This window comes from Desulfobacteraceae bacterium, from assembly GCA_022340425.1.
Lineage (GTDB): Bacteria > Desulfobacterota > Desulfobacteria > Desulfobacterales > JAABRJ01 > JAABRJ01.
Map to the genome: position 1 here is coordinate 1 of JAJDNY010000088.1, position 23,279 is coordinate 23,279.

Sequence of the window (23,279 nt, forward strand, 5' to 3'; positions counted from 1 at the left end):
CGCGATTATGATTCCGGCTGTGCAGGCTGGCGCGAATCGGGCAATGTCGCAACGGCCGGTTTGAGGAAGAAGACATAAACCGCCAGATAGAAGGCTGCAGCCAGAAAACCCAGGTCGCGGGCCACGGTCCAGAGGTCGGCCGGCCCTGCGGCGGCCTCGATTGAAAAACAGCCGCAGCCGACGTCGAGCCCGCGGATTTGGTTGAAGACCAGGGCGACGAAAAATAGCGTCAGCAGGCCGCTGCTGATCACCGTCGCGCCCGGCAGCCAAAACCCGCCGATCAGGCACAGACCCAAAAGCAGTTCCAACCAGGGCAGTGCCAGGGCGGTCAGATTGACCAACCCGTCGGGCAGGATCTGGTAGTTGTAGATGGCCTCGGCAAAGGCCTGGGGGTGCAGGATCTTGTCGTAGCTGGCGTAGAGGAAGACAGCCCCCATCAGCAGGCGGAGGGCATGGAATACCAGTGGCTGAACCCGGCGGTGGGCGGCCGCGGACGATATCCGCGGGGTGCACACGCCGCTGCCGGTGCAGGATATTTCACACAACAGGGTCCCCTGCCCGCAATCGGCGGTTTCAAACTGCAGCACCGGGTGATCGATGCCGAAGCGCTGCAGCAGTTCATGCCGGATGCACCCGGCCAGCCGCTCCGTGCCGCTGAGCGTTTGATCGGGCACCACCACGTGGCAGGAAAAAGCGATGCTGCGCGAGGACACGCGCCAGGCATGCAGGTAGTGCACCCCGGAGACCCCGGGATAATTGGCCAAAAAGGCCCCGACCTTCTCCAGATCAATGTCGTCAGGGGTGGCGTTCATCAGCACCGTCGTGGATTCCCGGAGCAGCGCCCACCCGTTTTTGAGGATAAAAACGACGATAAAGACCGACAGCAGCGGATCCAGCCAGTACCACGGGAAAAAAAGCAGCAGCAGGCCGTTGACCAGGACCGCCACCGATGTCAAAAGATCCCCCACCATGTGCAGAAAGGCCCCGCGCACATTCAGGCTGTGGGCCGCGTCGCGGTGCAGCAGCCAGGCCGACAAACCGTTGCCGACCACGCCCACACCGGCCAGGATGATGACCAGCGTGCCGTCCACCGCCTGGGGGTTGAGAAAGCGGCCGACGGCATGGAACAGAATCACCCCCGAGGCGGCGGCCAGCAGCAGCGCGTTGATCAGGGCGGCGATGATTTCCGCCCGCCGGTAGCCGAAGGTGTTGAAGACCGTGGCGCCCCTGCGGCCGATGCGAAAGGCGACGTAGGAGATCAACAGCGCGGTGAAATCGCTGAAATTGTGGACGGCATCCGAGATCAGGGCCACCGAGTTGGCCAGCAAACCGCCGATGATCTGGGCTGTGGGAATGATCAGGTTCAGTGCCAGGGTCGCCAGCAGCCGCGGGCCGGTGGTATCCTGCAGCGCCGGGCCGTGATGGTGCCCGCTGCGGCCGTGGCCATCGGATTCCGCCAGCCCTTCAGCAAATGCGGACCTGTCGTGCTCGTGGTGGTGTTCGTCCAGGCATGCCGGCCCGTTCATGAGATCAGTCCCCCATCTGAAGCGGCAGCCCGGCCTGCTGCCACACGCTCCAGCCGTCGACCAGTACGCGCACGTTTTCAAAGCCCATCTCTTTGAGGAAAAGGGCCAGCTCGTGGCTCAGGTCACAGCTTTCTCCGTCGCAGTATGTGATGATCATGGCCGCACCCTCCAGCCGTTCGGCGGCTTCCACGTAATAGCGGTCCACCTCATGCCAGGGAAGACTCAGGGCACCGCGGATGTGACCGTCGGCATACTGGCTCTGTGGCCGCGCATCCACGAAGAGCGCCGCATCCTGCTGAAACAGGCGCTGGGCCTCTTCCACGCCGATGACCAGGCTGTCGCCGGCAGCATCGGAAAAGCGGGCGTTCGCCGACCAGGCCCCGACAAGCGCGATGCCATCGGAGCGCCACTGGTTGGTGCCCAGGGCAATGAGAAAAGCCAGGGCCACCAGTGCCGGCGCCTGCCAGCGGGCCTGTTTCAAGGGGCCCCGGGGCCAGGCAATCCCCGGGAGGCCCCCCCGGCCATCATTTGAATTTTTTGCTGCCATTTTCAACCCGCAATTTCACGTCCCGTGGTTGGCCGGTTCCGCCCCGGGTCCGGTGATCACGCCCGGCCATCGATAAAGGGCTTAATAATGAAATAAATCCAGAACAAACCGACGGCAACTCCGGCCAGCTTGCGGAACCAGAGGCCGCCCTTCTGGAAGTTGCCGCTTGCCGGAAGCCGCTGCACCAGTCCCACCAGAGCGATGGTAAGGCTTTGGGCCACCTCTTTGTCGGCCATGCCGCAGCACCTGGTCCACCGCATCGGCCAGGGCCGCCTTCCAACCGACCAGCCCGACCATCTGCCCGCCGACCCGGATCCGGGTGATATCGTCCATGGATTACCTCCTATGCGAAAAAAGCGCCGTAAGCCATCCCGGCGATGGTGGACATGATCACGATGATGCCGCAAAAGGTGGCCGTCTTCTTGACACCCATGACGCTGCCGATCACCAGCATGTTGGGCAGCGAGAGCGCCGGGCCGGCCAGGAGCAGGGCCAGTGCCGGGCCCTGGCCCATGCCGGCCCCCAACAGCCCCTGCAAGATGGGCACCTCGGTCAGGGTCGCAAAGTACATCAGGGCCCCGGCCAGGGCGGCGATCAGGTTGGCCCAGAGGGAGTTGCCGCCCAGCAGGTTCTGGATCCACGCTTCGGGAATCAGGGCCGGATGCCCGGGGCGGCCCAGCATGAAGCCGGCCACCAGGACACCCCCGGCCAACAGCGGAAAAATCTGCTTCATAAAGCCCCAGGTGGCCTCCACCCAGCTTTGGCATTCATCGCGGGTGAACCAGGCTTTGAGCATCACCCCCAGGATGATCAGCAGGGCAATGGTAATATACCATTTGGCGGCGAAGATCGCCGGCCATAGCCCCGTCGCGCCGGCAGCGGGTTTTGCGAAGGCGGCAAACACCAGGATCAGGACCATGGTCAGCAGGTAGAGGCCGTCCTGCAGCAGGGTGCGCTCTTTGGCCCCCGCCTCGGGCACGTAGATCTGTCCAGCCGTTCGCGCGGCGTCGTCCTTGCGGAAGATCAGCGCCATCAAAAGCCCCGTGACCACGGCAAAAATCACCGCGCCCACGGCCCGGGCCAGGCCCAGCTGCCAGCCCAGGATCTTGGCCGTCAGGGTGATGGCCAGCACGTTGATCGCCGGCCCGGAGTAGAGAAAGGCCGTGGCCGGGCCGATGCCCGCACCGCGAGTGTAGATGCCGGCAAACAGCGGCAGCACCGTGCAGGAGCAGACCGCCAGGATGGTGCCTGAAACCGAGGCCACCGAGTAGGAGAGGAGCTTGCCGGCCTGGGCGCCGAAGTATTTGAGCACCGAGGCCTGGGAGACGAAGACGGCGATCGCCCCGGCGATGAAAAATGCCGGAATCAGGCAGGTCAAAACATGCTCGCGGGCGTACTCCTGGAGCATCATGAAGGCCTCCAGCCCCGATTGGCGGATCACCGGGTGGTTCCAGGGGACGTAGTAGGCGGCCACGAAGACCCCTACGATCAACAGCAGTTTGGTGCGCTCTGTCATTGCCGATGCTCCTGTGCGGCGACCGGGGCTTGGGGCCGCGGGATCGCCGGTCGATTCAAATTTCGTTATTCAGCAATATTTCACAGGCCCAGAACACCCGGCCCCAAACACCCTCCAAGCTGAACCCCGGCAGGCAAACTGGCGACGTCCCAAAACGGCCTTGAACGAACCGTTTATATCGTCGTTTTGGAATATATTGGTTTCGCCCCGGGGTGTCAAGAAAAAATATCAAGCGGTATACGGCTGATTGCCGGGGGAACAACGGGCGGATTTACCAGAGCGGGCTGGGCTGGGAAATTTTAGGATGGGGTCGAAAGCAGTAATTTCGGAAATCCGGTCAATCTGCCCCGGGGCCTAAACCGGGCGCCCCGCACGGGTTGGGGCGCGGTCTTGGGGATGGGGGCGTCAGCCGCCCAGGTAGGCCGCCCGCACCCGGGCGTCGTTGATCAGGCGGGCACCCTCGCCCGCCAGCACGATCGTGCCCACCTCCAGCACGTAGGCGTAGTCGGCGATGCCCAGCGCGGTGAAGGCGTTTTGTTCCACCAAGAGCACGGTGCAGCCCTGGGCATTGATGGCCCGGATGATCTCGAAAACCTCCGCCACCAGTTTGGGCGCCAGCCCCAGGGAGGGCTCATCCAGCATCAGCACCTTGGGCCGGCTCATCAGCGCCCGGGCGACGGCCAGCATCTGCTGCTCGCCGCCGGAAAGGGTCCCGCCCTTCTGTTGGGAGCGCTCATGCAGGCGCGGGAAAAGGCCGTAGACCTTGTCGACGTCGGCGGCGATGCCGTCCTTGTCGCTGCGGCTGTAGGCCCCCAGCTGGAGGTTTTCGTAAACGGTGAGGTGCGGCAGGATCCTGCGGCCTTCCGGGGCGAGGGCGATCCCCTGGCGGACCACGTTCTCCGGCGCCCAGCCGGTGATCTCGGCCTGATCGTAGAGGATCCGGCCGCTCCTGGGCTTGGTCAGGCCGGAAATGGCGCGCAGGACGGTGCTCTTGCCGGCGCCGTTGGCGCCGATCAGGGTCACGATCTGACCCCTGGGGATGCGGATCGAGATGCCCTTGATGGCGTGAATCGCCCCGTAGTAGACGTGCAGGTTCTCCAGGCTAAGCATGCGCAGCGGACTCCTTGCCCAGGTAGGCCTCGATGACGCCGGGGTCGCGGCGGATCTCCTCCGGGCTGCCGACGGCGATGGTCTCGCCGTAATCCAACACCCAGATCCGCTCGCAGATCCCCATGACGACCTTCATGTCGTGTTCGATCAGGAGGATCGTCAGGCTGAACTGCTCCCGGATGCTGCGGATAAACGCCATCAGGTGCTCGGTCTCCTGGGGGTTCATGCCAGCGGCGGGCTCGTCGAGCAGCAGAAAGGCCGGATCGGTGGCCAGTGCGCGCGCGATCTCAAGGCGCCGCTGGGCGCCGTAGGGCAGGCTGGTGGCTTTTTCCTCGCCGTGGTCGGCCAGCCCGACGATCTCCAGCAGGCGGCGCGCCTTTTCCCGCAATGCCTTTTCCTCCCGCCGAAAGCCGGGCAGACCCAGCAGCGCGTGCCACCAGGTGGTCTGCTGGCGCAGGTGGGCGCCGATCATGACGTTTTGCAGGGCGGTTTCGTTGGCAAACAGGCGGATATTCTGAAAGGTGCGGGCGATCCCGGCCCGGCAAACCTCGTGGGGTGCGGCCCCGCTGATCTCCCGGCCCTGGAAGATCACCGCCCCTTGGGAGGGCTTGTAAAACCCCGTGATCATGTTGAAGCAGGTGGTCTTACCGGCGCCGTTGGGCCCGATCAGGCCCACCAGGCCACCCCGTGGCACCGCGATGTTGAAGTCCTTGACGGCGGTCAGGCCGCCGAAGCGCATGGTCAGGTCACGGGTTTGCAGGACGATCGCGTCGTTCATCGGGAGCGCCCTCCCCGGCCGCAATAGCGGAAAAATCCCTCCCATGAGAATTCCCGCATCCCCATGATGCCCTCCCGGCGGAAAAGGATGATCACCAGCAGGACCAGGGAGAAGACCACCATGCGCATGCCCGGAATGCCGGGGATCTCGAAGCCGCCGAAGCTGATGGGGTTTTCCACGAAGCGCAGCCATTCCAGCAGCACCGTGATGACAATGCCCGCCAGAACGGTGCCGGTCAGGGACCCCAGCCCGCCGGTGACAACGATCATCAGGACGTTGAAAGTCAGGACGAAGAGAAACATCTTGGGGTCGATGGTGGTCAGCAGGTTGCCCAGCAGCGCGCCACCCACACCGGCAAAGAAGGCCCCCAGGGTGAAGGAGATCATCTTGTACTTGAAAACATCGATCCCCATCGACTTGGCCGCCACCTCGTCGTCGCGGATGGCCATCAGGGCATTGCCGAAATTGCTGCGCACCAGCTTCACGATGCAGTAGACCGTCAGCAGGCACCAGGCGTAGTTCCACCACAGGTTGGCGTAAGCCGGGATCCCCTTGAGGCCTAAAGCGCCGTTGGTCACCCGCGGCAGGTTGTTGGCCAGGACCCGGATGATTTCGGCAAAGCCCAGGGTGGCGATCCCCAGATAGTCCCCCCCCAGCCGCAGGACCGGAAACCCGATCAAAACCCCGAAGGCCGCCGCCGCCAGCCCGCCCAGCAGCACGGCCAGGAAAAACGGGGCCTGGGTCACCGAAAAGGGCCAAATCGGCGGCTCCAGAATGAAGAGCATCTCCTTCTGGGCCGGCGAGAGCACCAGCATGGCGCAGACGTAAGCCCCGATGGCCATGAAGCCGGCGTGCCCCAATGAAAACAGCCCCGTGAAGCCGTAGATCAGGTTGAGGCTCAGGGCCAGGATGATGTTCACCGCGATCAGGTTGATGATCTGGACCTTGTAGCCGTCCAGAAAGCGGCCGGCGCCCCACAGAAAGAGCGCCAGGCAGCCCACGGCCGCCAGGTTCAGCAGGGTGGCGTTGGCTTTGTTCATTAGACCTTGTCCTCCAGCCTTTCGCCAAACAGGCCGGTGGGCCTGAAGAGCAGGATCACGATCAGCAAAACGAAGGCGAAGGCGTCGCGGAAGCCCGCCAGCTCGGGCATGAAGGCCACCAGCATGATCTCCACGAACCCCAGCAGCACCCCGCCGACCACCGCCCCGCCGATGGAGCCGATGCCCCCCAGAACCGCGGCGATGAAAGCCTTGAAACCGGGGATGACCCCCATGATGGGCTGCAGCTGGGGATAGCGCAGGGCCCACATGATGCCCGAGGCCGCCGCCAGGGCCGACCCAAGGCCGAAGGTCAACGAAATCACGCGGTTGACCGGAACCCCCATCAGGCGGCTGGTCTCGATGTCCTTGGATATCGCGCGCATCCCCAGCCCGGGCTTGGTCTTGTAGACGATGAAAATCAACCCCAGCATCAGGATCAGGGAGAGGAGGGGCACGAAGAGGGTCAACGGCAGCACCCGCACCGAGCCGACAATCATGACCTTGGCCAGCCAGTCGGGGCGGTGGACCTGGCGCGGAATGGCGGAAAAGACGACGATCGCCAGATTCTGCAGGAAGAACGAGACCCCGATGGAGCTGATCAGGGCCGAAATGCGGGGCGCCTCCCGCAGCGGACGGTAGGCCACGCGGTCCACCAGCACCCCGCTGAAGGCGGTGAGCAGGATGGCGCCGAGAACCGCCACGGCCCACGGCAGGTGCAGCAGCACGACCCCCCAGAAGACGAAATAGGCGCCCAGCATGAAAATTTCGCCATGGGCGAAGTTGATCAGGCGCAAAATGCCGTAGACCATGGTGTAGCCGATGGCGATCAGCGAATACAGGCTGCCCAGGGTCAGGGCATTCAGGAAATGCTGAACGAACATTGAAAAGGTCATGACGCCTTCACTCTGTGGGCGGACGCGCGGAAATACGGCAGGCGGCGGCCAGCAGCCGCCTGCCGCCGAGGCAGACAGTTGACGGGGAGGCCCCGGGCAAGCCCCCCCGTCGCGTGTCCCAGGTGACGCGCCGCCTCCGGCTTAGGGCCTCGGCAAAAAATAACTCCACATCTTACTGGTCTTTTGGCCCGTCCTCGGCGTTACAGCCGCCGGCACATATCTCGATATGCGCCGACGGATGTGCCTTGATGACGAACCAAAATCCTTCGCCATATTGTGGCATTATTTCTTACCGCGACCCTTACAACTGCGGCGCGATGGTGTCGATGTACTGCTTTTTGCCGTCCTTGATCATGACGATCCCCACCGGTTTTTCGGCATCGTGGGTGGCGTTGATGGTGGTGGAGCCGGTGACGCCCTCGAAGCCCTTGGTCTCGGCCAGGGCCTGGGTGATGGCCTTGGGCTCGGCCGAGCCGGCGCGCTGGATGGCGTCTAAGACCATGGCGTAGGTGTCATAGCCCAGGGCCGCATTGACGTTGGGGTCGGCGTCGGGATGCGCCTTGCGCCAGTTTTCGGTGAATTTCCGGGCCACCGGGCTCATGTCCTGCATGGAGGGATCGTAGGGGAAGGTGGTGTGGATGAAGCCCTCCACGGCATCGCCGCCGATCTTGACGATGTCGGGGTGGTCCATGGCATCGCCGCCCATGATCTGGAACCCGGCCCCCAGCTCCTGGGCCTGCTTCATGATGATCGCGCCTTCGGAAAAATAGGCCGGGATGAAGAGGATGTCAGGCTCCTTGCTGATCATCTCGGTCAGTTGGGCCGTGAAATCCTGGTCGCCGGAGTTGTATTTGAGCTTGGCGACGACCTCACCGCCCAGCTTCACGAAGGAGCGCTCGAAAAAGCCGGCAAGACCCACGGCGTAGTCGCTGGCCACGTCGATCAAGAGTGCCGCCCGGCGTTTGCCCAGGTTCTGGTAGGCGTAGGTGGCGGCACCGGCGCCCTGCAGGGGATCGATGAAACAGACCCGGAAAACATACTGCTTGCCCTGGGTCACCAGCGGGTTGGTGCACGAGGTGCCCACCATGGGGACCCCGGCCAGTTCGGCCACCTCGCCGCCGGCCATGGCCAGCGAAGACCCGTAGGTGCCCAGCACGGCCACGACCTTCTCCTTTTCTATCAAGCGCTTGACGGCGTTGGAGGCTTCCACCTTGTCGGATTTGTTGTCCACCACGAAGAGTTCCACTTTTTTGCCCAGCACCTCGGGCATCTCCGCGTGGGCCAGCTTGATGCCGTCCAGTTCCAGCTGCCCGCCGAAGGCGTTCTGACCGGTCAGCGGCAGGTAGACCCCGATGGGAATCACATCCTGCGCCCCGACCGGGGTCCCGACCAGCATCAACACCACCACAACGCCAGACAACAGCACAAACCATTTTTTCATGCCTTCCTCCTTTTCGGGTTGTTTGATGGGGGCGACGGGCCAGCGCCCGTCGACCTCCCGGACAACCGCCGGGCACCGTTTCAGGTGCGGCGGTGGATGGGTCGCCCTGAAAGCGGATGCGGGCCCGGCCGCAAAAAAAACCCCGCCCGCAGCGGGTGGGGTTTGCCGGGTCGAACGGCCCGAATCGCAATACCTTTCTGCTCTTGGCTGAAGCGACGCGCGCCACCCATCCGGCACTGTTTTCTTCTCTGGACTGGCAGGTAAAAAACTTCGACTATCCGCCCGGAGTGGTGCACCAGCCGGTACTTTCGGCGAGCAGAATATGCAAAAGGGAAACGGAAATCAACCCCTAATCGCCTCAGCCGGAGGCGGCGGGTCGATCGCCGCGGATCCCGCCGGGGCTCAGGCTTTCCGGCCCACCGGGCAGGACAACTCGCAGCGGCGGCAGTAGCGGATCAACTTGACTGGATTATCGAACCCCGCAACCGTCTCCGCGACGGCCGCGGCGACATCCATTTCCATCTGGCGGTTGCAGGCGGCGCGCCCATAAACGCCGGTGCGCGCCGGCAGCCGCAGGCGGTCGCGGGCGGAGGCCCTTGCCGGCGGGTGGCCGAAGGCGTCCTGGGGGCAGGCGCGGCGGCAGCGGTCATCGCAGCCGCGGCAGGGGTCAAACCGGATCGGGCCGCTCGAGGGCAGACGCCGGTCAAGGGTCAGGGCGCGCAGCCTGAGCCGCGGGCCGTACTCGGGCGTCACCAGCAGGTTGTTGCGGCCGATGCAGCCCATCCCAGCCAGCACGGCGGCATCCTTCAGGTAGGTGCCGCCTTTTTCGAGGTGATAGGGCAGGTGAACCGCGCGGATCTCAACGCTTGCGGCCAACCAGTCGCACAGACGGCCGACGATTCCCGTCAGGATGCGGTTTGCCGGCGGATCGCGCCGGCCGAACCACCAGTCCAGCTCGGGCTTTTCGGCGGGATGGGCCAGGGCGACCACCAGCACGCTGCGGGCGCCTTGGTACCAGAGCGGGGCCCCGGGGGTCGGGTTCCAATCGTTGCTTACACCGCCGCCCCCGGCCCCTGCGCCGACAGCGCCAAAGCGCCCGTTGAAAAATCCGCCGCCACAGGGTATGAAGGGGGGACAGCGGGAATATCCGCGGCCCATTTCCGGAAATTCAGCACCATGCCCGTAAAGATTTTCAGAGTTTTCGCCAACCTGGTCATCCTGACGGGCGTTTTGTTGCTCGCCAAGGTGATGTGCCATGCGGCCAGCGGCGTGCTGGTGGGCCGCGTCCTGACCGGGCCCCATGGTCACGGGTGGCTGCCCCAGGCTTTGGCCCTGGGCCTGAGCCTGGGGGTGCCGCTGCACGTCATGTCCGTCGGGTTGGTGCTGCAGCGCAAATGGCTGCCGCCTTTATGGGCCCGCACCGCCCAGGTGGCGGTCGTGGTCTCCGGCTGCTGGCTGGGGGCGGCGCTGGGAATCAAGACCCTGGTGCTGCCCTGACCCCCGCGGAGCCGCCGCGGCGGCCTCCGCAGGTTTCACACCCCCAAGCCCCCAAGAGGTCAAAGACACCCAATGGCTGCCAAGAAACCCAAGGCACCGGATGCCCAGGCCGGCATGCAACGCGTGGTGGCCGAGGCGCGCAAGGCGCGGGAGGCGCGCCTCAAAGGCTACCGGGAGCAATCGCTGCGCATCCACCCCTGGATCTGCGCCCGCTGCGGCCGGGAATTTTCCGGCAAGAACCTGCGCATGCTGACCGTTCACCACAAGGACCACAACCACGACAACAACCCGCCCGACGGCAGCAACTGGGAGAACCTCTGCCTCTACTGCCATGACAACGAACACAGCCGCTATCTCGACCACGTCGAAGGCGGGAGCGACCCCACGGTCGAGGAGGACCCGGGCGCCCTGACCCACTCCCCCTTTGCGGCCCTTGCGGACCTGCTGAAGAAAAAACCGCAGTAGCCGGGCGCTGTGCCGCCGCGGCATCTTTTATTTTCAAAAATCGGTTCTACTATTGTCCTATGCGGTGCCGGGGTCGACCCCGAGAAGGGGTGCCGACTGCCCGCCCGGGCCCTGCCAACCCCGCAAAGCACCCGAAAGGACAGCGCCATGACAGATGAAGCCAAACCCAGCAATCTGGTGGAAATGGTGGCCTACCAGGACATGTCGGTGGTCAGCAAGGCCCTGATCCAGAAGAAAACCGGCACCGTCACGCTCTTTGCCTTCGACCAGGGCCAGGGGCTGAGCGAACACACGGCGCCCTTCGACGCCATGGTGCTGGTACTGGACGGCGAGGCCGAGATCATCATTTCCGGCCGTCCCCATCGGTTGTCCCAGGGCGAAATGATCGTCATGCCGGCCCATGAACCCCATGCCCTACGGGCGGTCAAGCGGTTCAAGATGATGCTGACGATGATCAAATCCTGACGCTCAGGGCCCCAAAAGCCCACCCCGGCGGCATCGTCCTCCCAGCCGCTGGGCACACCGCCCGCCAAAGGGGCACCCGAAAGGAGACGGTATGCCGTTTGTCAACATCAAGATCACCAACGAAGGCGTCACCCCCGAGAAAAAGGCCCAGCTCATCGCCGGCACCACCCGGCTGCTGCAGGAAGTGCTGGGTAAAAACCCCCAGACCACCGTGGTGGTGATCGAGGAGGTCGATACCGACAGCTGGGGGATTGGCGGCGAGACCGTCAGTCAAAGGCGCAGGCGCGGGGCCTGACGCCCCTGCGCCGCATCAGCCGGTCAGAATCCCACCCTGCGGTGGGGCCGGCCAACAGCAGCGCACCTGCCGGGCACCCCCCCCGGAAAAGGCCAAACGGAAACCCCATGAACTACTGCTCTCACTGCGGCGCCAAAATCACCACCGTCATCCCGCCGGGTGACGACCGCCCGCGCCACTTTTGCACGGCCTGCGGCACGATCCACTATGAGAACCCCAAGATGGTCGTCGGCTGCATCCCCGAGTGGCAAAACCGGGTGCTGCTCTGCCGCCGGGCGATCCAACCGCGCCATGGCAAATGGACCCTCCCGGCCGGGTACCTGGAAAACGGCGAGCGGGTGGCGGAGGGGGCCAAAAGGGAACTCTTCGAGGAGGCCTGCGCCCGCTCGGTGGCGGTCGTGCCCTACGCCCTTTACGACCTGACCTTCGTCAACCAGATGTACCTCTTTTTCAGGGCCCCGCTGGCCGGCGCTGAATTTGCGGCCGGCAAGGAAAGCCTGGACGTGCGGCTCTTCGACGAGGAGCAGATTCCCTGGGACGAGCTGGCCTTCCAGGTGGTCAGCGAAACGCTGAAACGCTATTTCGAGGACCGCCGGGCCGGCACCTTCACCTTTCACACCGGCCAGATCCGCCGCCCGACCTTTTAGCGCGGCCCATGGGGCCGCAGGCGGTAGTGGGAGACGATCCATTCCCGGCCGCCGCGAAACCCCCACAACTCGGCGCAGGCCATGAAAAAGATCCGCCAGCGCTGGAGCCAGGCGGCCGCCCGGGGAGCCCCGTAAACCGAGGCCATCACCGGCAGCAAGGCCGCCCGCGCGGCATCCAGATTGGCCAGCCAGGCCTCGGCGGTCTTCTGGTAGTGGCGCCCGCCGAGCCGCCAGTGGTCTTCCACCCCGAGATGGTCCTGGAAGTAGAGCATGAGGTCGTCTGAGGGCATCATCCCGCCGGTGAAGAAGTGGCGTCCCATCCAGTTGTCGCTGCCCTCGGTTTCAAAGGGGTAGGCCAGCTCGCGGTGGCTGAAGATATGCACGAAGAGCCGCCCCTCGGGCGTCAGCCAGCCGCCGATGCGCGCCAGCAGTTGCTGCCAGTTGCGCATGTGTTCGAACATCTCCACCGATACCACGCGATCGAAGCGCCGGGCGGTCTCGAAGCGGTTGATGTCGGCGGTTTCCACCGTCAGGTTGGTGATCCCGCGCCGACGGCAGCGCTCGCGGATGAAGGCCTGCTGGGGCGCCGCGTTGGAAACCGCCAGGATCCGGCTGTGGGGGTATTGCTCGGCCATCCACAGGGAAACCGCCCCCCAGCCGCAGCCCAGCTCCAGGATCTGCATCCCGTCCGCGATCCCCGCCCGCCCGCAGGTCAAGTCCAGCATGGCCTCTTCGGCGACATCCAGGCTGCCGGTGCCGGCCGGCCAGTAGCAGGCGCTGTATTTCATCCGCCGGCCCAGCACTTTCTCGAAGAAGGCCGGCGGCAGAGCGTAGTGCTGGCGGTTGGCGGCCCCGGTGGCAACCGCGATGGGGCTTTGGCGAAGCTGTCGGATAAAAGCCTGCTGGCGTCGGCGCCGGGCCGCGAGATCCCCGCGCCCCTCCACCCGCAGCCGCTGGCGGCTGAGCATGCGGATCCCCAAGCGGATGATCGAATCGGGTAAAAGCGCCCGCTCTGCCAGGGCCATCGCGGCTTTCATGGGTTCCTCCGGGTCAAGAGGGTCGCCAGCGGCTCCCCCGGCGGCAGGCGAAAGAGCTGAATCAGAACGTAGACCGCCATCGCGATGTTGCCCAGACACATGATCAACACAAACCAGACGACGCGCGCGCCGGGCCGCGGCTCTTTGTAGAAGACCCAGACGGTGAAGGTCAGGAAACCGAAATAGGCATCCAGCAGGGTGGCCCGGAACCACAAATCCGGCCAGAGATTACGGGCGGCCGGCACGATCCCCTGCTGTAGGCTGGCGGCGGTGGTGATACCCAGCATCCCCAGCAGAATGAGCCCGAAGAGCAGTTTCAGGGTGGTTCGCATGCGGGTGGGTCTCCTTAAACGGGGTCGCGCCGCGGGCGTCCGGCCGGGATATGGGGTGGGGTGTGGGCGCGGCGCCCTGCGGCGAAAAAGATAGTCAAGAAGGTAGGGGCATTTTTGGCGCTTTCAAGGCCGGCCCCCGGCGGTGCGCCAGATGGACGGCCAGCGGCGGTCGCCGCCGCGCTGGAGATGGGTTCGCACCAGTTCCCGGGCCGCCGCCGTGCCCAACCGTCGGATGACGGGAAAAAGCGTTTTGCAGTCCTCCAGGGACAGCCGCTGCACCACCTGGATGGTGGCCACCTCATCGCGGGTGTGGGGGAATTCGCCGGCGCCCGCCGGCATCTCCTCCTTGGTCAGCAGCTTGTTGTAAACCAGGCTGCGGGCGGCCATGAGATCCAGCCGGGGATCCCGGCTTGCGGGATGGTAGAGGTAGTACAGCGTGATGCGGTCCCCGGGTCCGGCCAGACGTCCGCGGCCGGTCAGCTGGCGCACCACCGGCGCGGAGAGGTAGCGCACGCGCAGCCGTCCGCGGCCGGCCAGGGCGGTGCGCAGCGCCCCCCAGAGGCCATGGTGGATCTCGCCGGCCTCGATATAAACCCGCCCAAACCCCGCAATCCGGTCGGCCAGGGCGCCAGCCCGCAGATCGTCCCGCAGCCGGAAACGGGCCGCGTCCACCGCGGCAAAGGCCTTGACAACCGCCAGGGCCGCCTCGAAGGACCCCGTCATGACGGTCCGATAATAGGCCAGAAGAGCGGCGGTGGCGGCCTTTTCGGCGGCATAGACACGGGCCGCCACCGACCCCGGGGGCAGCTCGGACGGTTGGCCGCCGTCGGCAAAAAAATCGTGAATCCCCACCAGGGCCTCCAGGAAAGGCTCCACCTGAAAAATCGGAATCCCGCGCCGTGACAGCCTCTGGAGCAGTTCGCAGGTCCTGCGGCCAAACTCCGGGTATTCGGTTTCGCTTTCCATCAGGTAGTCCGCCACCGCCAGTTCACCGCGCAGCATGGCGCCAAAGCCGCGGGTGGGCGGCTCCTCGAGGAAAATAACATCGTGGGCCGCCATCAGATCGGCGGCCAAGGGCAGAATTTCAGGGCGGTGAATCGAAAAGGCCAGGGTGACCGAGAGCGCCGCAGCCCCCCCCGCTTCCGCCTCCGGCGGGGCGCACAGCCCTTTTGGCGCCACCTTTACATTTCGCCGGATCGTCTTAGATTGAATTTTGGCATTTTTCATCTCAGCCCAAGGAGCCTTTCCATGCTGCTCACGACTGAAGACACCCTCGCCGCGGTGGAGTTCCACTTCCGCTGGCAAAGCCCCGAGGGCGTCCACACCGAGTGTTTTCATGTGGATCGCGTCAATTTCTGGCGGGATCTGTTCCCGGCCGAACTGCTGCGCGCCCTGCTGGGCAAGGCCAGCGGCGAGCGCTTCAGCGTGGTCTTTCCGGCCGGAACCCTAACGCCCCCCCACGCCGCCAGGCATCTGCAGTCGCTCAAGCGTCTGCAGGTCAACGCGCGCATGCTGGAGAACCTCAACATCACCCTGCGCCGCGGCCGGTTCTACCCCAAGGGCATCCTGCGGGACCTGCCGGGTGTGTTCAGCGGCAACAACGAGCCGTTCCGCTGCACGGATCTCGACGCCGGCCACCTGCAGGCCGATTTCAACCACTGTCTCGCCACTGCCGATCTGGCGGTGGCGGGGGTTGTGCGCGCGGTCAAACCCAAGCACGGCGAACTGGGGGGTACCAGCAACGACTGGATTGAAACCGCCCTCAAGGGCCCCGGCATGCAGGTCCGCTGGCAGGGCCAGCCCACCGATTTTTTCTCGGGCAACCCCTTTGCCCGCGAGGACGAAAGCGACGACCTGGTCTTCTACGAAAAGCCGCGCCTGGTGGACCACATCGACCGCCAGGCGATCGCGGTGATCAGCGAACTTTACGAAAGGCTGCTGGCACCCGGCGACCGGGTGCTGGATCTGATGACCAGCTGGAAATCACACTTTCCGGAGCGGCTCAAACTGGGCAGGGTCACCGGCCTGGGGCTGAATGCGGCCGAGATGGACGCCAACCCCCGGCTGGACGAGCAGCTGGTGCACGACCTGAATCAGGATCCGCGGCTGCCGTTTGCCGACGGCAGCTTCGATGCCGTGGTCTGCACGGTCTCGGTGGAGTATCTGGTCCAGCCGTTTGCGGTTTTCCGCGAGGTGGCACGGGTGTTACGGCCGGGGGGACACTTTGTCACGACCTTTTCCAACCGCTGGTTTCCTCCCAAGGCCATCCACCTCTGGCAGGAAACCCACGAGTTCGAACGCATGGGCATCGTGCTGGCGTATTTTCAAGCAACCGAGGCCTTCCACCATCTGGAAACCTTTTCCATGCGGGGACTGCCAAGACCCGCGGACGACAAATACGCGAGACAGCTGCTCTACTCGGACCCGGTCTACGCGGTGTGGGGCGCGCGTCGCCCGGATTAGGCCCCAGTAAAACAGCACTCTTGGCCCATGCGGGCCGCAAAGGCACGTGCCTTCCCCTCAGCACAAGCGCTCGCCATGCACCTCTACCGCCTCAGCCGCTGCCAGAACCTGCCCGTCGATCCCGAACGCGCCTGGGCCTATTTCGCGGAGCCGCGCAACCTGCCCCAGATCACCCCGGGGTGGCTGCGCTTCCGCTTGACCGCCCCGCCGGACGGTCCGATGCACCCCGGCTTGATCCTCTCCTACCGGCTGACCCCGTTATGGCGCCTGCCCTGCAGGTGGGTGTCCGAGATCACGCACGTCGACCCGCCCCGCCTGTTCGTGGACGAGCAGCGCCTGGGACCCTACCGCCTCTGGCACCATTTGCACCGTTTCGAGGCGGCCGCCGGCGGCGTCACGATCCACGACGTGGTGCACTACGTCCTGCCTTACGGTCCCCTGGGGCGGTTGCTGCATTACGCGCTGGTGCGCAAACGCTTGCAGGCGATCTTCGATTTCCGGCGGGAGCGGCTGGCGGAACTTTTCGCCCGTCCCGCCGTTTAGGGCTGCCGCAGCAGCCCTCAATCCTTGAGGAACCAGTAAAAGTCAGAATCCAGACAGTTTCGTAAAATGGCAAAGTTACAGCGCGCAAACCTCAGCGGCGTGAGGCGTACACCTTTACGCCGCAGCGACTTCGAGATGCAGCGCAACGCAGAAATTGGCCATTCTACAGAACTGTCAATCCTTGATTTTGATATTTCCCGAGTAGCGCTTGACGGTGGCGTCATCCACGCAGTTGTCTAACTCCTGGTCGCTGGCCTGGCTGGGTTTCTTGAGGGCGTCCAGCGGGCAGATGAAATCGTTTCCGGCGCCGTCCTTGACGCGCACGTACACGCGGTCCTGGGTCTCAGTGGCCATGACAAACCTCCTTGAAGTGGCAAAGTCCGTGATGGGGGCGGATGCCGGCGGCAATCGACCCCGGGTTGCAATCAAACACCCTCATTATAATCCCCGTTGTGAGCATCGCAAGCTGAATTCGACCGCAACGGTTTTCGGGGCGTCCTTTGGGGTTTGAAATTTGAGCCGGATCCGGCTACAGTAGGTGCAACATCGTATCCAGCATACGCTTACACCAAAACGCCAAGGAGCCTGCCGCCGCATATGGACCCAGCCCGCCTCGAACGCCAGATCGGCTTCATCGTCGAAATCGACCGTCTCAAGCAGGTCATGCGCCAGACCCTTTTAACCGACCGCTGCCGCCACGAAAATTCGGCCGAACACTCCTGGCACATCGCCCTGGCAGCCCTGGTCCTGGCCGAGTATGCGGACACCCCGGATCTCGACCTGCCGCGGGTGGTCAAGATGCTGCTGGTTCACGACCTGGTGGAAATCGACGCCGGCGACACCTACTGCTACGATGAGGAGGCCCGGCGGGGCCAACAGGCGCGCGAGCGGCTGGCCGCAGACCGGGTCTTTGGCCGCCTGCCCTCCGATCAGGCCGCCGATCTGCAGGCGGCATGGGAAGAGTTCGAGGCCCGCCAGAGCCCCGAGGCCCTTTTCGCCGCCGCGCTGGACCGGCTTCAGCCGGTGCTCAACAATTTTTACAGCGGGGGGACAATGTGGCGCAAGCACGGCATCCGGCGCTGCCAGGTCGCACGGCGCATCGCCCCCCTGCAAAGCGGCGCCCCGGCCCTGTGGCGCTACGCCTCGGGGCTGCTCGACCAGGCGGTTGCCCGGGGGATTCTGGCGGACGAAGCGGTCGATGCGGCCGCCGCGTCCTGAAAACTGAGGAGGCCACGTGCTGCCACCAGGCATCCAGCCCAGCCGTGTGCAGACCCTCGCCGGGGATGCACCCCCGGCCGGGAGGCGCTACGTTCTCTACTGGATGCAGCAGGCCCAGCGGGCCGCGGAAAACCACGCCCTGGAATACGCCATCTTCCGCGCCAACGGGCTCAAGCTGCCCGTGGTGGTGGGCTTCGGCCTGACCGACGCCTACCCCGAGGCCAATCTGCGGCACTACACCTTCATGCTCGAGGGGCTGGTGGAAACCGCCGGGACCCTTGCCAAACGCGGCATCCCACTGGTCTGCCGGCGCGGCGAGCCGCCCCAGGTGGCCCTGGCGCTGGCCCGCCAGGCGGCCCTTCTGGTTTGCGACGTGGGCTGCTGCCGGCACCAGAAATCCTGGCGGATGCTGGTGGCGCGGCAGGCACCCTGCCCGGTCGTCCAGGTGGAGAGCGACGTGGTGGTGCCCGTGGCCACGGCCTCCCCCAAAGCCGAGTACGCCGCCCGCACCTTGCGCCCCAAACTGCAGCGTCTGCTGCCCGACTACCTGGTGCCGGCCCCGCGGCTGACGCCCAAGCAAAGCGGCCTGGGGCTTGACCTGGAAGGGCTGGCAATTCAGGATGGGGCGGCGGCGCTTCTAAAAGGTCTTAAAATCGACCGGAAGGTTGGCGCGGTGAGCCGCTTTTTTCCCGGGGGCGCGGCGGCCGCCAAAAAGCGTTTCCAACGCTTTCTCGACGAGCGGCTCTGCCGCTACGCGCGCAACAGCAACCAGCCCCAGACCGACGACGTCTCCGGCATGAGCCCCTACCTGCACTTCGGCCAGATCTCGCCGCTTTACCTGGCCCTGACCCTCAAAAACCATGCCGCCGAATGTTCCGCCGATCGCGACGCCTACCTGGAGGAGCTGATCGTGCGGCGCGAGCTGGCCGCCAATTTCGTCCTCTACACCCCGGACTACGACCGCTTCGGCTGCCTGCCGGGCTGGGCCCGCAAAACCCTCGGCGAACACGCCGCGGACCCGCGGCCCCATCTTTACCCGCGGGCGGCGCTGGCGGCGGCCGAAACCCACGACCCGTATTGGAATGCCGCCATGCGGGAGATGACCACCACCGGCTTCATGCACAACTACATGCGCATGTACTGGGGCAAGAAGGTCCTGGAGTGGTCGCCGACCCCCGCAACGGCCTTCGAAACCCTGCTGGGGCTCAACAACCGGTATTTTCTCGACGGCCGCGACCCCAACTCCTTTGCCGGGGTGGCCTGGATCTTCGGGATGCACGACCGCGCCTGGCCCGAGCGGAAGGTCTTCGGCAAAGTCCGCTCGATGACCGCCGCCGGGCTGGAGCGCAAGTGCGACATCCGGGCTTACGTCGCCAAGGTCAGCCGCCTGCCGTAAGGGGCGCCGCCCGGGGTTTTTGACCAACCGATGCTCAGATGGAGGAACCCATGGGAAAGACCCTCGCCCTGGCCGCCGCGCTCCTGTGCCTGCTGCCGCCTTTGGCCGCCATGTCGGCCACCGTCCCGGTCAGCGACGCCACCCAGGAATGCCTGGACTGCCACACGACGCTGCACCCCGGCATCGTCAGCGGGTGGCAGGCCAGCCGCCACGCCCAGACCACCCCCGCCACGGCTTTGGCAGTGACGGGCCTGGCGCGCAAGGTCTCCAGCAGCGCAGTCCCGCAGAACCTCCTGGCAACCGCCGTGGGCTGCGCCGAGTGCCACACCCTGCGGCCCGAGGCGCACGCCGACACCTTCTACCACAACGGCCACGAGGTCCACGTGGTGGTCAGCCCGCCGGATTGCGCCACCTGCCACAGCCAGGAGGCCGAGCAGTACGACCGCAACATCATGGCCCACGCCCACGGCAATCTGGCCGACAACGCGCTCTACGCCCGGCACCAGCAGGCCATCATCGGCCAGCTGCAGCGCCCGGACGGCACCCTCAGCGACGCCCCGGCCGATGCGGCCACCCGCGCCGAGGCCTGCTTCTACTGCCACGGCACCCGGCTGACGGTGGGCGGCAGCGAAACCCGCGATACCGACCTGGGCGAGATGACATTTCCCAAGATCGACGGCTGGCCCAACCAGGGCGTGGGCCGCATCAACCTGGACGGCAGCCGCGGGGCCTGCTCGGCCTGCCACACGCGCCACACGTTTGCCATCGCCATGGCCCGCCGGCCCCACACCTGCAAGGAGTGCCACGTGGGTCCGGACGTCCCCGCCTTCAAGGTCTACTCGGCCAGCAAACACGGCAACATCTACGACAGCCTGGGGGCCGACTGGGATTTCAAGACGGTGCCCTGGACCGTGGGCCGGGACTTCACCGCGCCCACCTGCGCCGCCTGCCACATCAGCCTGCTGGTGAACAGCGACGGCGAGGCCATCTCCCGGCGCACCCACCAGATGAGCGACCGCCTCTCCTGGCGCATCTTCGGGCTGATCTACGCCCATCCCCACCCGCGGGATCCCGACACCCGCAAGATCCGCAACCGCGACGGCCAGCCGCTGCCCACCGATTTCGACGGCGGCCTGGCCACGGACTACCTGATTTCAACCGAAGAGCAGGCCACGCGAACAGCCACCATGCAGGCCGCCTGCCGCGCCTGCCACAGCAGCGCCTGGGTCGCCGGGCACCGGGAGCGCTTTGAAAACACCATCCGGACCACCAACCTGAGCACCCTGACGGCCACCGGCATCATCGGCGAGATCTGGCACCGCGGCTTCGCCGACCCGGACAACCCCTTCGACGAAGCCGTGGAACAAAAATGGACCGACCTCTGGCTGTTTTACGCCAACAACATCCGCTTTGCCTCGGCCATGGCCGGCGGCGGGGACTACGGCGTGTTTGCCGACGGCCGCTACCACCTCAACGGCCGGATCCGCGAGTTGGCCGATTGGCTGGCGCTCCAGCGCCGACTAGAGGGGGTGGCTGCCAAGACCCCGTAAGGACTGCGGCGCCCGCACCCCGGCTCAGCGCGCGGCTAGCGACGCCCCCAGCTGCCCGCAGGCCGCCAGGATATCCCGGCCCCGGGGCTGCCGCCGGCAAAAGAAGACCCCCTCTTCCGCCAACCAGCGGCAGAAGCGTGCCACATGCGCCGCCGACGGGGCCGCGAACCCCGACCGGCCGTCCCCGTTGTAGGCGATCACGTTGACCCGCACCACCAGCCCCTTGAGATAGGCGGCCAACCCGGCGGCATCGCCGCGGGCGTCGTTGATCCCGGCCAGCAGCACGTATTCCACCAGCACCACCCCGTCACGCCCGATGGGAAAGCCCTCCAGGGCGGCCTTCAGGCACGCCAGCGGATATCTCTGGTTGATGGGCATCAACCGGCCGCGCAGGCGGTCGTCGGCGGCGTTCAGGGAGACGGCCAAGCGCAGGTTGGGCAGCCCCAGGCGCCCCAGGCGGCGGATGCCGTCGGCATGCCCTGCGCTGGAGACCGTGATCCGGCGCGGGGCGATGTCCAACCCGCGCTGATCGCCCATCACCCGCAGGGCCTGGGCGACATGGGCGAAATTGTCCAGCGGCTCGCCCATGCCCATGAAGACCACGTTGTCCACCCGCACGGCCAGCCTGAAGCGCGCCGCCCAGACCTGCCAGACGATTTCCGCGGGGAGGAGGTTGCGGCCGAAACCCATCGCGCCGGTGGCGCAGAAGCGGCAGCCCATGCGGCAGCCCACCTGGGAGGAAACGCAAAGCGTGGTGCGTCCCGCCGCCGGGATGACCACCGACTCGATGATTTGGCCGTCGTCAAGCGCCGTGGCGAATTTCACCACCCCGTCCATTTCCCGGCTGGCGACGATCCGGCAGGCGGGCAGCCGCAGGTCGGCCGCAATCCGGTGCGCCAGCGCCGGCGAGCGGGCCAGCTCGGGGAACTCCTCGATTCGGGTGCCGCCCCGCTGGAACACCCCGCGGTAGATGGCGGCGGCGTGGTAGGCCCCAGACCCGTAACGCAGGGTCAGCTGGTCGGCCAGCTCGCCGCAGCCGACCCCGAAAAGCGCCAGCGGGCCGCCCGGCGCGCCGGGGATGGCGCCCGAAAAACGGGCCCCCTTCTTTTCCGCGCCTCTCATGCGCCGGGGGGCGCCGCCAGGGATCGGCCCTCGAATGCCCTCACGGCCGTGACGAAGCCATCCGGCAGCGGAACCACCTTCTTTTGCCGCGGGTCCACCACCAGGTTGGTGGTCGCCCCTTCGGCGCAGGGGTCCCCGTCCCGGGCGATGGTATAGGCCATTACAAAGGTCTTGGGGTTGAGCTGCAACACCCGGCAGGCGACCGCGAGCCGGTCCCCGAAAAAAAGCTCCCTGCGGTAGCGGCAGCTGGCCTCGGCGATCAGCATGGCGCAGCCGCAGATGTTCAGCTCCGAAAAACCGAACTGCCGCAGGTAGGCGATCCGGGCCTCCTGGAAATAAATGAAGTAATTCTGATGCGCCACATGCTGGGCGAAGTTCAGATCGTCGCTGCGGACTGTCAGCGGGATGCTGAATCCGGGGTTATCGGCCGTCATAGCTCACCTGTTCAAATTCAAAACGCCCCCGCCACGAAGACCAGCAGCGCGAAGGGCGTGACCAAAAAAAAGAGCACCACCACCGACACGATGAAAGCCGACTGCTTCAGCCGGTCGATCCTGTTCGCCAGCCGGCGACGGTCCAGGCCCGCGCCCGCCGGGTCGTTTGGCCGCAGCCGGTGAACCGCCCAGGCGGATGCCGTGAGAGTCAGACAGACCAGTGGAAAGACGGTCACCAGCAGGAAAAAGAAGATGACCAGGGCGGACACGGTTGCCATGGTAAATCCCAGACCGCTTCCGGCCGCGCGTTTCCCCCGGGCCGGCGGCGGTGTTCAAAAGGCGGCAAGCCTGCCGGCGGCCCCTTACCCATGCCGCTTGGGGAACCACGGCCAGAAGGCATTGGTGGCCCGCACGTACTCCGGGTAGCCGGGCCGGGTGTCAGCGATGTCCTTCTCCATCAGGGAGACCCCGGAAACCTTCAGCAGCAGGAAGGTCATGGTCAGCGGACTGATGATGGTCCAGGCGTTGCGCGGGCTGGTGAGTGCCACCAGGTAGAGCCCCCACCAGACCAGCATCTCGCCGAAGTAGTTGGGGTGGCGCGACCAGGCCCACAGACCGCGGCGCATCACTGCCCCGCGGTTGGCGGGGTCAGCCTTGAAGGCGGCCAGCTGCCAGTCGGCCAGGGCCTCGAAGCCCGCCCCGAAGGCCCACACCAGAACCCCCACACCATCCAGCCAGGTCAGGCGCGCTGGTGCGGCCGCAGCCTGGGGCGCCTGGATGACCAGCGAGACCAGCCACAGCAGGACCGCCTGCAGCCCGAAAACGGTGAACAGGCTCACCCACCAGAAGTTTTTGCCGTGGGCCGCGCGCATTTTTCGGTAGCGCCGGTCTTCGCCTTCGCCGCCGCTGCGCCAGGCGAGGTGCAGCGCCAGACGAAAGCCCCAGACCGTGGTGAGCAGCGTCA

The 23,279-nt window shown here is 65.6% G+C and carries 28 protein-coding genes; 10 read left to right on the top strand and 18 right to left on the bottom strand.

Annotated features, from left to right (window positions below; all coding sequences use genetic code 11):
- Nucleotides 1–5: 5 nt before the first annotated feature.
- The 10 genes from LJE63_07915 to LJE63_07960 all read right to left on the bottom strand — a co-directional run bounded on the left by LJE63_07915 (nt 6) and on the right by LJE63_07960 (nt 9,847).
- Nucleotides 6–1,526, bottom strand: coding sequence for a cation diffusion facilitator family transporter (locus LJE63_07915; GenBank protein MCG6906534.1), 1,521 nt, complete (start codon nt 1,524–1,526; stop codon nt 6–8).
- Between the two features lie 4 nt (nt 1,527–1,530).
- Nucleotides 1,531–2,007 (bottom strand): rhodanese-like domain-containing protein, encoded by a 477-nt coding sequence (locus tag LJE63_07920; protein ID MCG6906535.1) that lies wholly within the window; start codon nt 2,005–2,007, stop codon nt 1,531–1,533.
- A gap of 122 nt (nt 2,008–2,129) precedes the next feature.
- Nucleotides 2,130–2,309 (bottom strand): hypothetical protein, encoded by a 180-nt coding sequence (locus tag LJE63_07925; GenBank protein ID MCG6906536.1) that lies wholly within the window; start codon nt 2,307–2,309, stop codon nt 2,130–2,132.
- Between the two features lie 107 nt (nt 2,310–2,416).
- Nucleotides 2,417–3,589, bottom strand: a complete 1,173-nt coding sequence (locus tag LJE63_07930; GenBank protein ID MCG6906537.1) for a permease — start codon at nt 3,587–3,589, stop codon at nt 2,417–2,419.
- A gap of 405 nt (nt 3,590–3,994) precedes the next feature.
- Entirely contained in the window at nt 3,995–4,699 is a 705-nt protein-coding gene (locus tag LJE63_07935; protein MCG6906538.1) for an ABC transporter ATP-binding protein, read from the bottom strand.
- Nucleotides 4,692–5,477 carry an ABC transporter ATP-binding protein gene (locus LJE63_07940; GenBank protein ID MCG6906539.1) on the bottom strand — a complete coding sequence of 262 codons (786 nt, stop codon included), beginning with the start codon at nt 5,475–5,477 and terminating at the stop codon, nt 4,692–4,694. Before LJE63_07940 ends, LJE63_07935 begins: the two co-directional genes overlap by 8 nt.
- Nucleotides 5,474–6,517, bottom strand: coding sequence for a branched-chain amino acid ABC transporter permease (locus LJE63_07945; protein ID MCG6906540.1), 1,044 nt, complete (start codon nt 6,515–6,517; stop codon nt 5,474–5,476). Before LJE63_07945 ends, LJE63_07940 begins: the two co-directional genes overlap by 4 nt.
- The gene (locus LJE63_07950) at nt 6,517–7,410 is read right to left on the bottom strand and encodes a branched-chain amino acid ABC transporter permease (protein ID MCG6906541.1); all 894 of its coding nucleotides are present in this window, start codon (nt 7,408–7,410) and stop codon (nt 6,517–6,519) included. The genes LJE63_07945 and LJE63_07950 overlap by 1 nt, the downstream gene beginning before the upstream one ends.
- Before the next feature lie 301 nt (nt 7,411–7,711).
- On the bottom strand, nt 7,712–8,851 hold the full coding sequence (locus LJE63_07955) for an ABC transporter substrate-binding protein (protein MCG6906542.1): 1,140 nt from the start codon (nt 8,849–8,851) through the stop codon (nt 7,712–7,714).
- A gap of 402 nt (nt 8,852–9,253) precedes the next feature.
- Nucleotides 9,254–9,847 carry an epoxyqueuosine reductase gene (locus LJE63_07960; GenBank protein MCG6906543.1) on the bottom strand — a complete coding sequence of 198 codons (594 nt, stop codon included), beginning with the start codon at nt 9,845–9,847 and terminating at the stop codon, nt 9,254–9,256.
- A 180-nt stretch (nt 9,848–10,027) separates the two neighbouring features.
- On the opposite strand from LJE63_07960, the gene LJE63_07965 reads away from it, so the two are divergent.
- The 5 genes from LJE63_07965 (at nt 10,028) to LJE63_07985 (ending at nt 12,220) form a co-directional block, all read left to right on the top strand.
- Nucleotides 10,028–10,348, top strand: a complete 321-nt coding sequence (locus tag LJE63_07965; protein MCG6906544.1) for a hypothetical protein — start codon at nt 10,028–10,030, stop codon at nt 10,346–10,348.
- Nucleotides 10,349–10,462: 114 nt separating this feature from the next.
- Nucleotides 10,463–10,813: a YajD family HNH nuclease gene (locus LJE63_07970; protein ID MCG6906545.1), complete on the top strand. Its 351-nt coding sequence runs from the start codon at nt 10,463–10,465 to the stop codon at nt 10,811–10,813.
- Between the two features lie 147 nt (nt 10,814–10,960).
- Entirely contained in the window at nt 10,961–11,278 is a 318-nt protein-coding gene (locus tag LJE63_07975) for a cupin domain-containing protein (GenBank protein ID MCG6906546.1), read from the top strand.
- A 91-nt stretch (nt 11,279–11,369) separates the two neighbouring features.
- A complete protein-coding gene (locus tag LJE63_07980) occupies nt 11,370–11,573 on the top strand; it encodes a 4-oxalocrotonate tautomerase family protein (GenBank protein ID MCG6906547.1) in 204 nt (67 codons plus the stop codon).
- Between the two features lie 107 nt (nt 11,574–11,680).
- The gene (locus LJE63_07985; protein MCG6906548.1) at nt 11,681–12,220 is read left to right on the top strand and encodes an NUDIX hydrolase; all 540 of its coding nucleotides are present in this window, start codon (nt 11,681–11,683) and stop codon (nt 12,218–12,220) included.
- On the opposite strand, the gene LJE63_07990 is transcribed toward LJE63_07985, so the two are convergent.
- From LJE63_07990 to LJE63_08000, 3 genes are all read right to left on the bottom strand, one after another.
- The gene (locus LJE63_07990) at nt 12,217–13,257 is read right to left on the bottom strand and encodes a cyclopropane-fatty-acyl-phospholipid synthase family protein (protein MCG6906549.1); all 1,041 of its coding nucleotides are present in this window, start codon (nt 13,255–13,257) and stop codon (nt 12,217–12,219) included. The two genes, LJE63_07985 and LJE63_07990, sit on opposite strands and share 4 nt — an antisense overlap.
- Entirely contained in the window at nt 13,254–13,589 is a 336-nt protein-coding gene (locus LJE63_07995; protein ID MCG6906550.1) for a DUF1475 domain-containing protein, read from the bottom strand. The genes LJE63_07990 and LJE63_07995 overlap by 4 nt, the downstream gene beginning before the upstream one ends.
- Before the next feature lie 123 nt (nt 13,590–13,712).
- Complete coding sequence (locus LJE63_08000; GenBank protein ID MCG6906551.1) at nt 13,713–14,768, bottom strand: hypothetical protein; 1,056 nt, start codon at nt 14,766–14,768, stop codon at nt 13,713–13,715.
- A gap of 69 nt (nt 14,769–14,837) precedes the next feature.
- On the opposite strand from LJE63_08000, the gene LJE63_08005 reads away from it, so the two are divergent.
- Both LJE63_08005 and LJE63_08010 read left to right on the top strand, forming a co-directional pair.
- Nucleotides 14,838–16,052 carry a class I SAM-dependent methyltransferase gene (locus LJE63_08005; protein ID MCG6906552.1) on the top strand — a complete coding sequence of 405 codons (1,215 nt, stop codon included), beginning with the start codon at nt 14,838–14,840 and terminating at the stop codon, nt 16,050–16,052.
- Nucleotides 16,053–16,127: 75 nt separating this feature from the next.
- Entirely contained in the window at nt 16,128–16,595 is a 468-nt protein-coding gene (locus LJE63_08010; protein ID MCG6906553.1) for an SRPBCC family protein, read from the top strand.
- A gap of 174 nt (nt 16,596–16,769) precedes the next feature.
- Here the strand turns inward: LJE63_08010 and LJE63_08015 are convergent, their stop codons facing one another.
- The gene (locus tag LJE63_08015) at nt 16,770–16,949 is read right to left on the bottom strand and encodes a hypothetical protein (protein ID MCG6906554.1); all 180 of its coding nucleotides are present in this window, start codon (nt 16,947–16,949) and stop codon (nt 16,770–16,772) included.
- A gap of 243 nt (nt 16,950–17,192) precedes the next feature.
- Here LJE63_08015 and LJE63_08020 point away from each other — a divergent pair, with 243 nt between their 5' ends.
- The 3 genes from LJE63_08020 to LJE63_08030 are packed head-to-tail and all read left to right on the top strand — an operon-like array spanning nt 17,193 to nt 20,759.
- Nucleotides 17,193–17,813 carry an HD domain-containing protein gene (locus LJE63_08020; GenBank protein ID MCG6906555.1) on the top strand — a complete coding sequence of 207 codons (621 nt, stop codon included), beginning with the start codon at nt 17,193–17,195 and terminating at the stop codon, nt 17,811–17,813.
- A gap of 16 nt (nt 17,814–17,829) precedes the next feature.
- Nucleotides 17,830–19,209, top strand: coding sequence for a deoxyribodipyrimidine photo-lyase (locus LJE63_08025; GenBank protein ID MCG6906556.1), 1,380 nt, complete (start codon nt 17,830–17,832; stop codon nt 19,207–19,209).
- A 50-nt stretch (nt 19,210–19,259) separates the two neighbouring features.
- A complete protein-coding gene (locus LJE63_08030) occupies nt 19,260–20,759 on the top strand; it encodes a hydroxylamine oxidase (GenBank protein MCG6906557.1) in 1,500 nt (499 codons plus the stop codon).
- 24 nt (nt 20,760–20,783) lie between these two features.
- Here the strand turns inward: LJE63_08030 and LJE63_08035 are convergent, their stop codons facing one another.
- The 4 genes from LJE63_08035 to LJE63_08050 form a co-directional block, all read right to left on the bottom strand.
- The gene (locus LJE63_08035) at nt 20,784–21,881 is read right to left on the bottom strand and encodes a 23S rRNA (adenine(2503)-C(2))-methyltransferase RlmN (GenBank protein MCG6906558.1); all 1,098 of its coding nucleotides are present in this window, start codon (nt 21,879–21,881) and stop codon (nt 20,784–20,786) included.
- A complete protein-coding gene (locus LJE63_08040; GenBank protein MCG6906559.1) occupies nt 21,878–22,315 on the bottom strand; it encodes an acyl-CoA thioesterase in 438 nt (145 codons plus the stop codon). Before LJE63_08040 ends, LJE63_08035 begins: the two co-directional genes overlap by 4 nt.
- A 17-nt stretch (nt 22,316–22,332) precedes the next feature.
- Complete coding sequence (locus LJE63_08045; protein MCG6906560.1) at nt 22,333–22,593, bottom strand: hypothetical protein; 261 nt, start codon at nt 22,591–22,593, stop codon at nt 22,333–22,335.
- Between the two features lie 84 nt (nt 22,594–22,677).
- Nucleotides 22,678–23,279: DUF1295 domain-containing protein (locus tag LJE63_08050; GenBank protein MCG6906561.1), on the bottom strand; the 602-nt coding region annotated here is incomplete at its 5' end.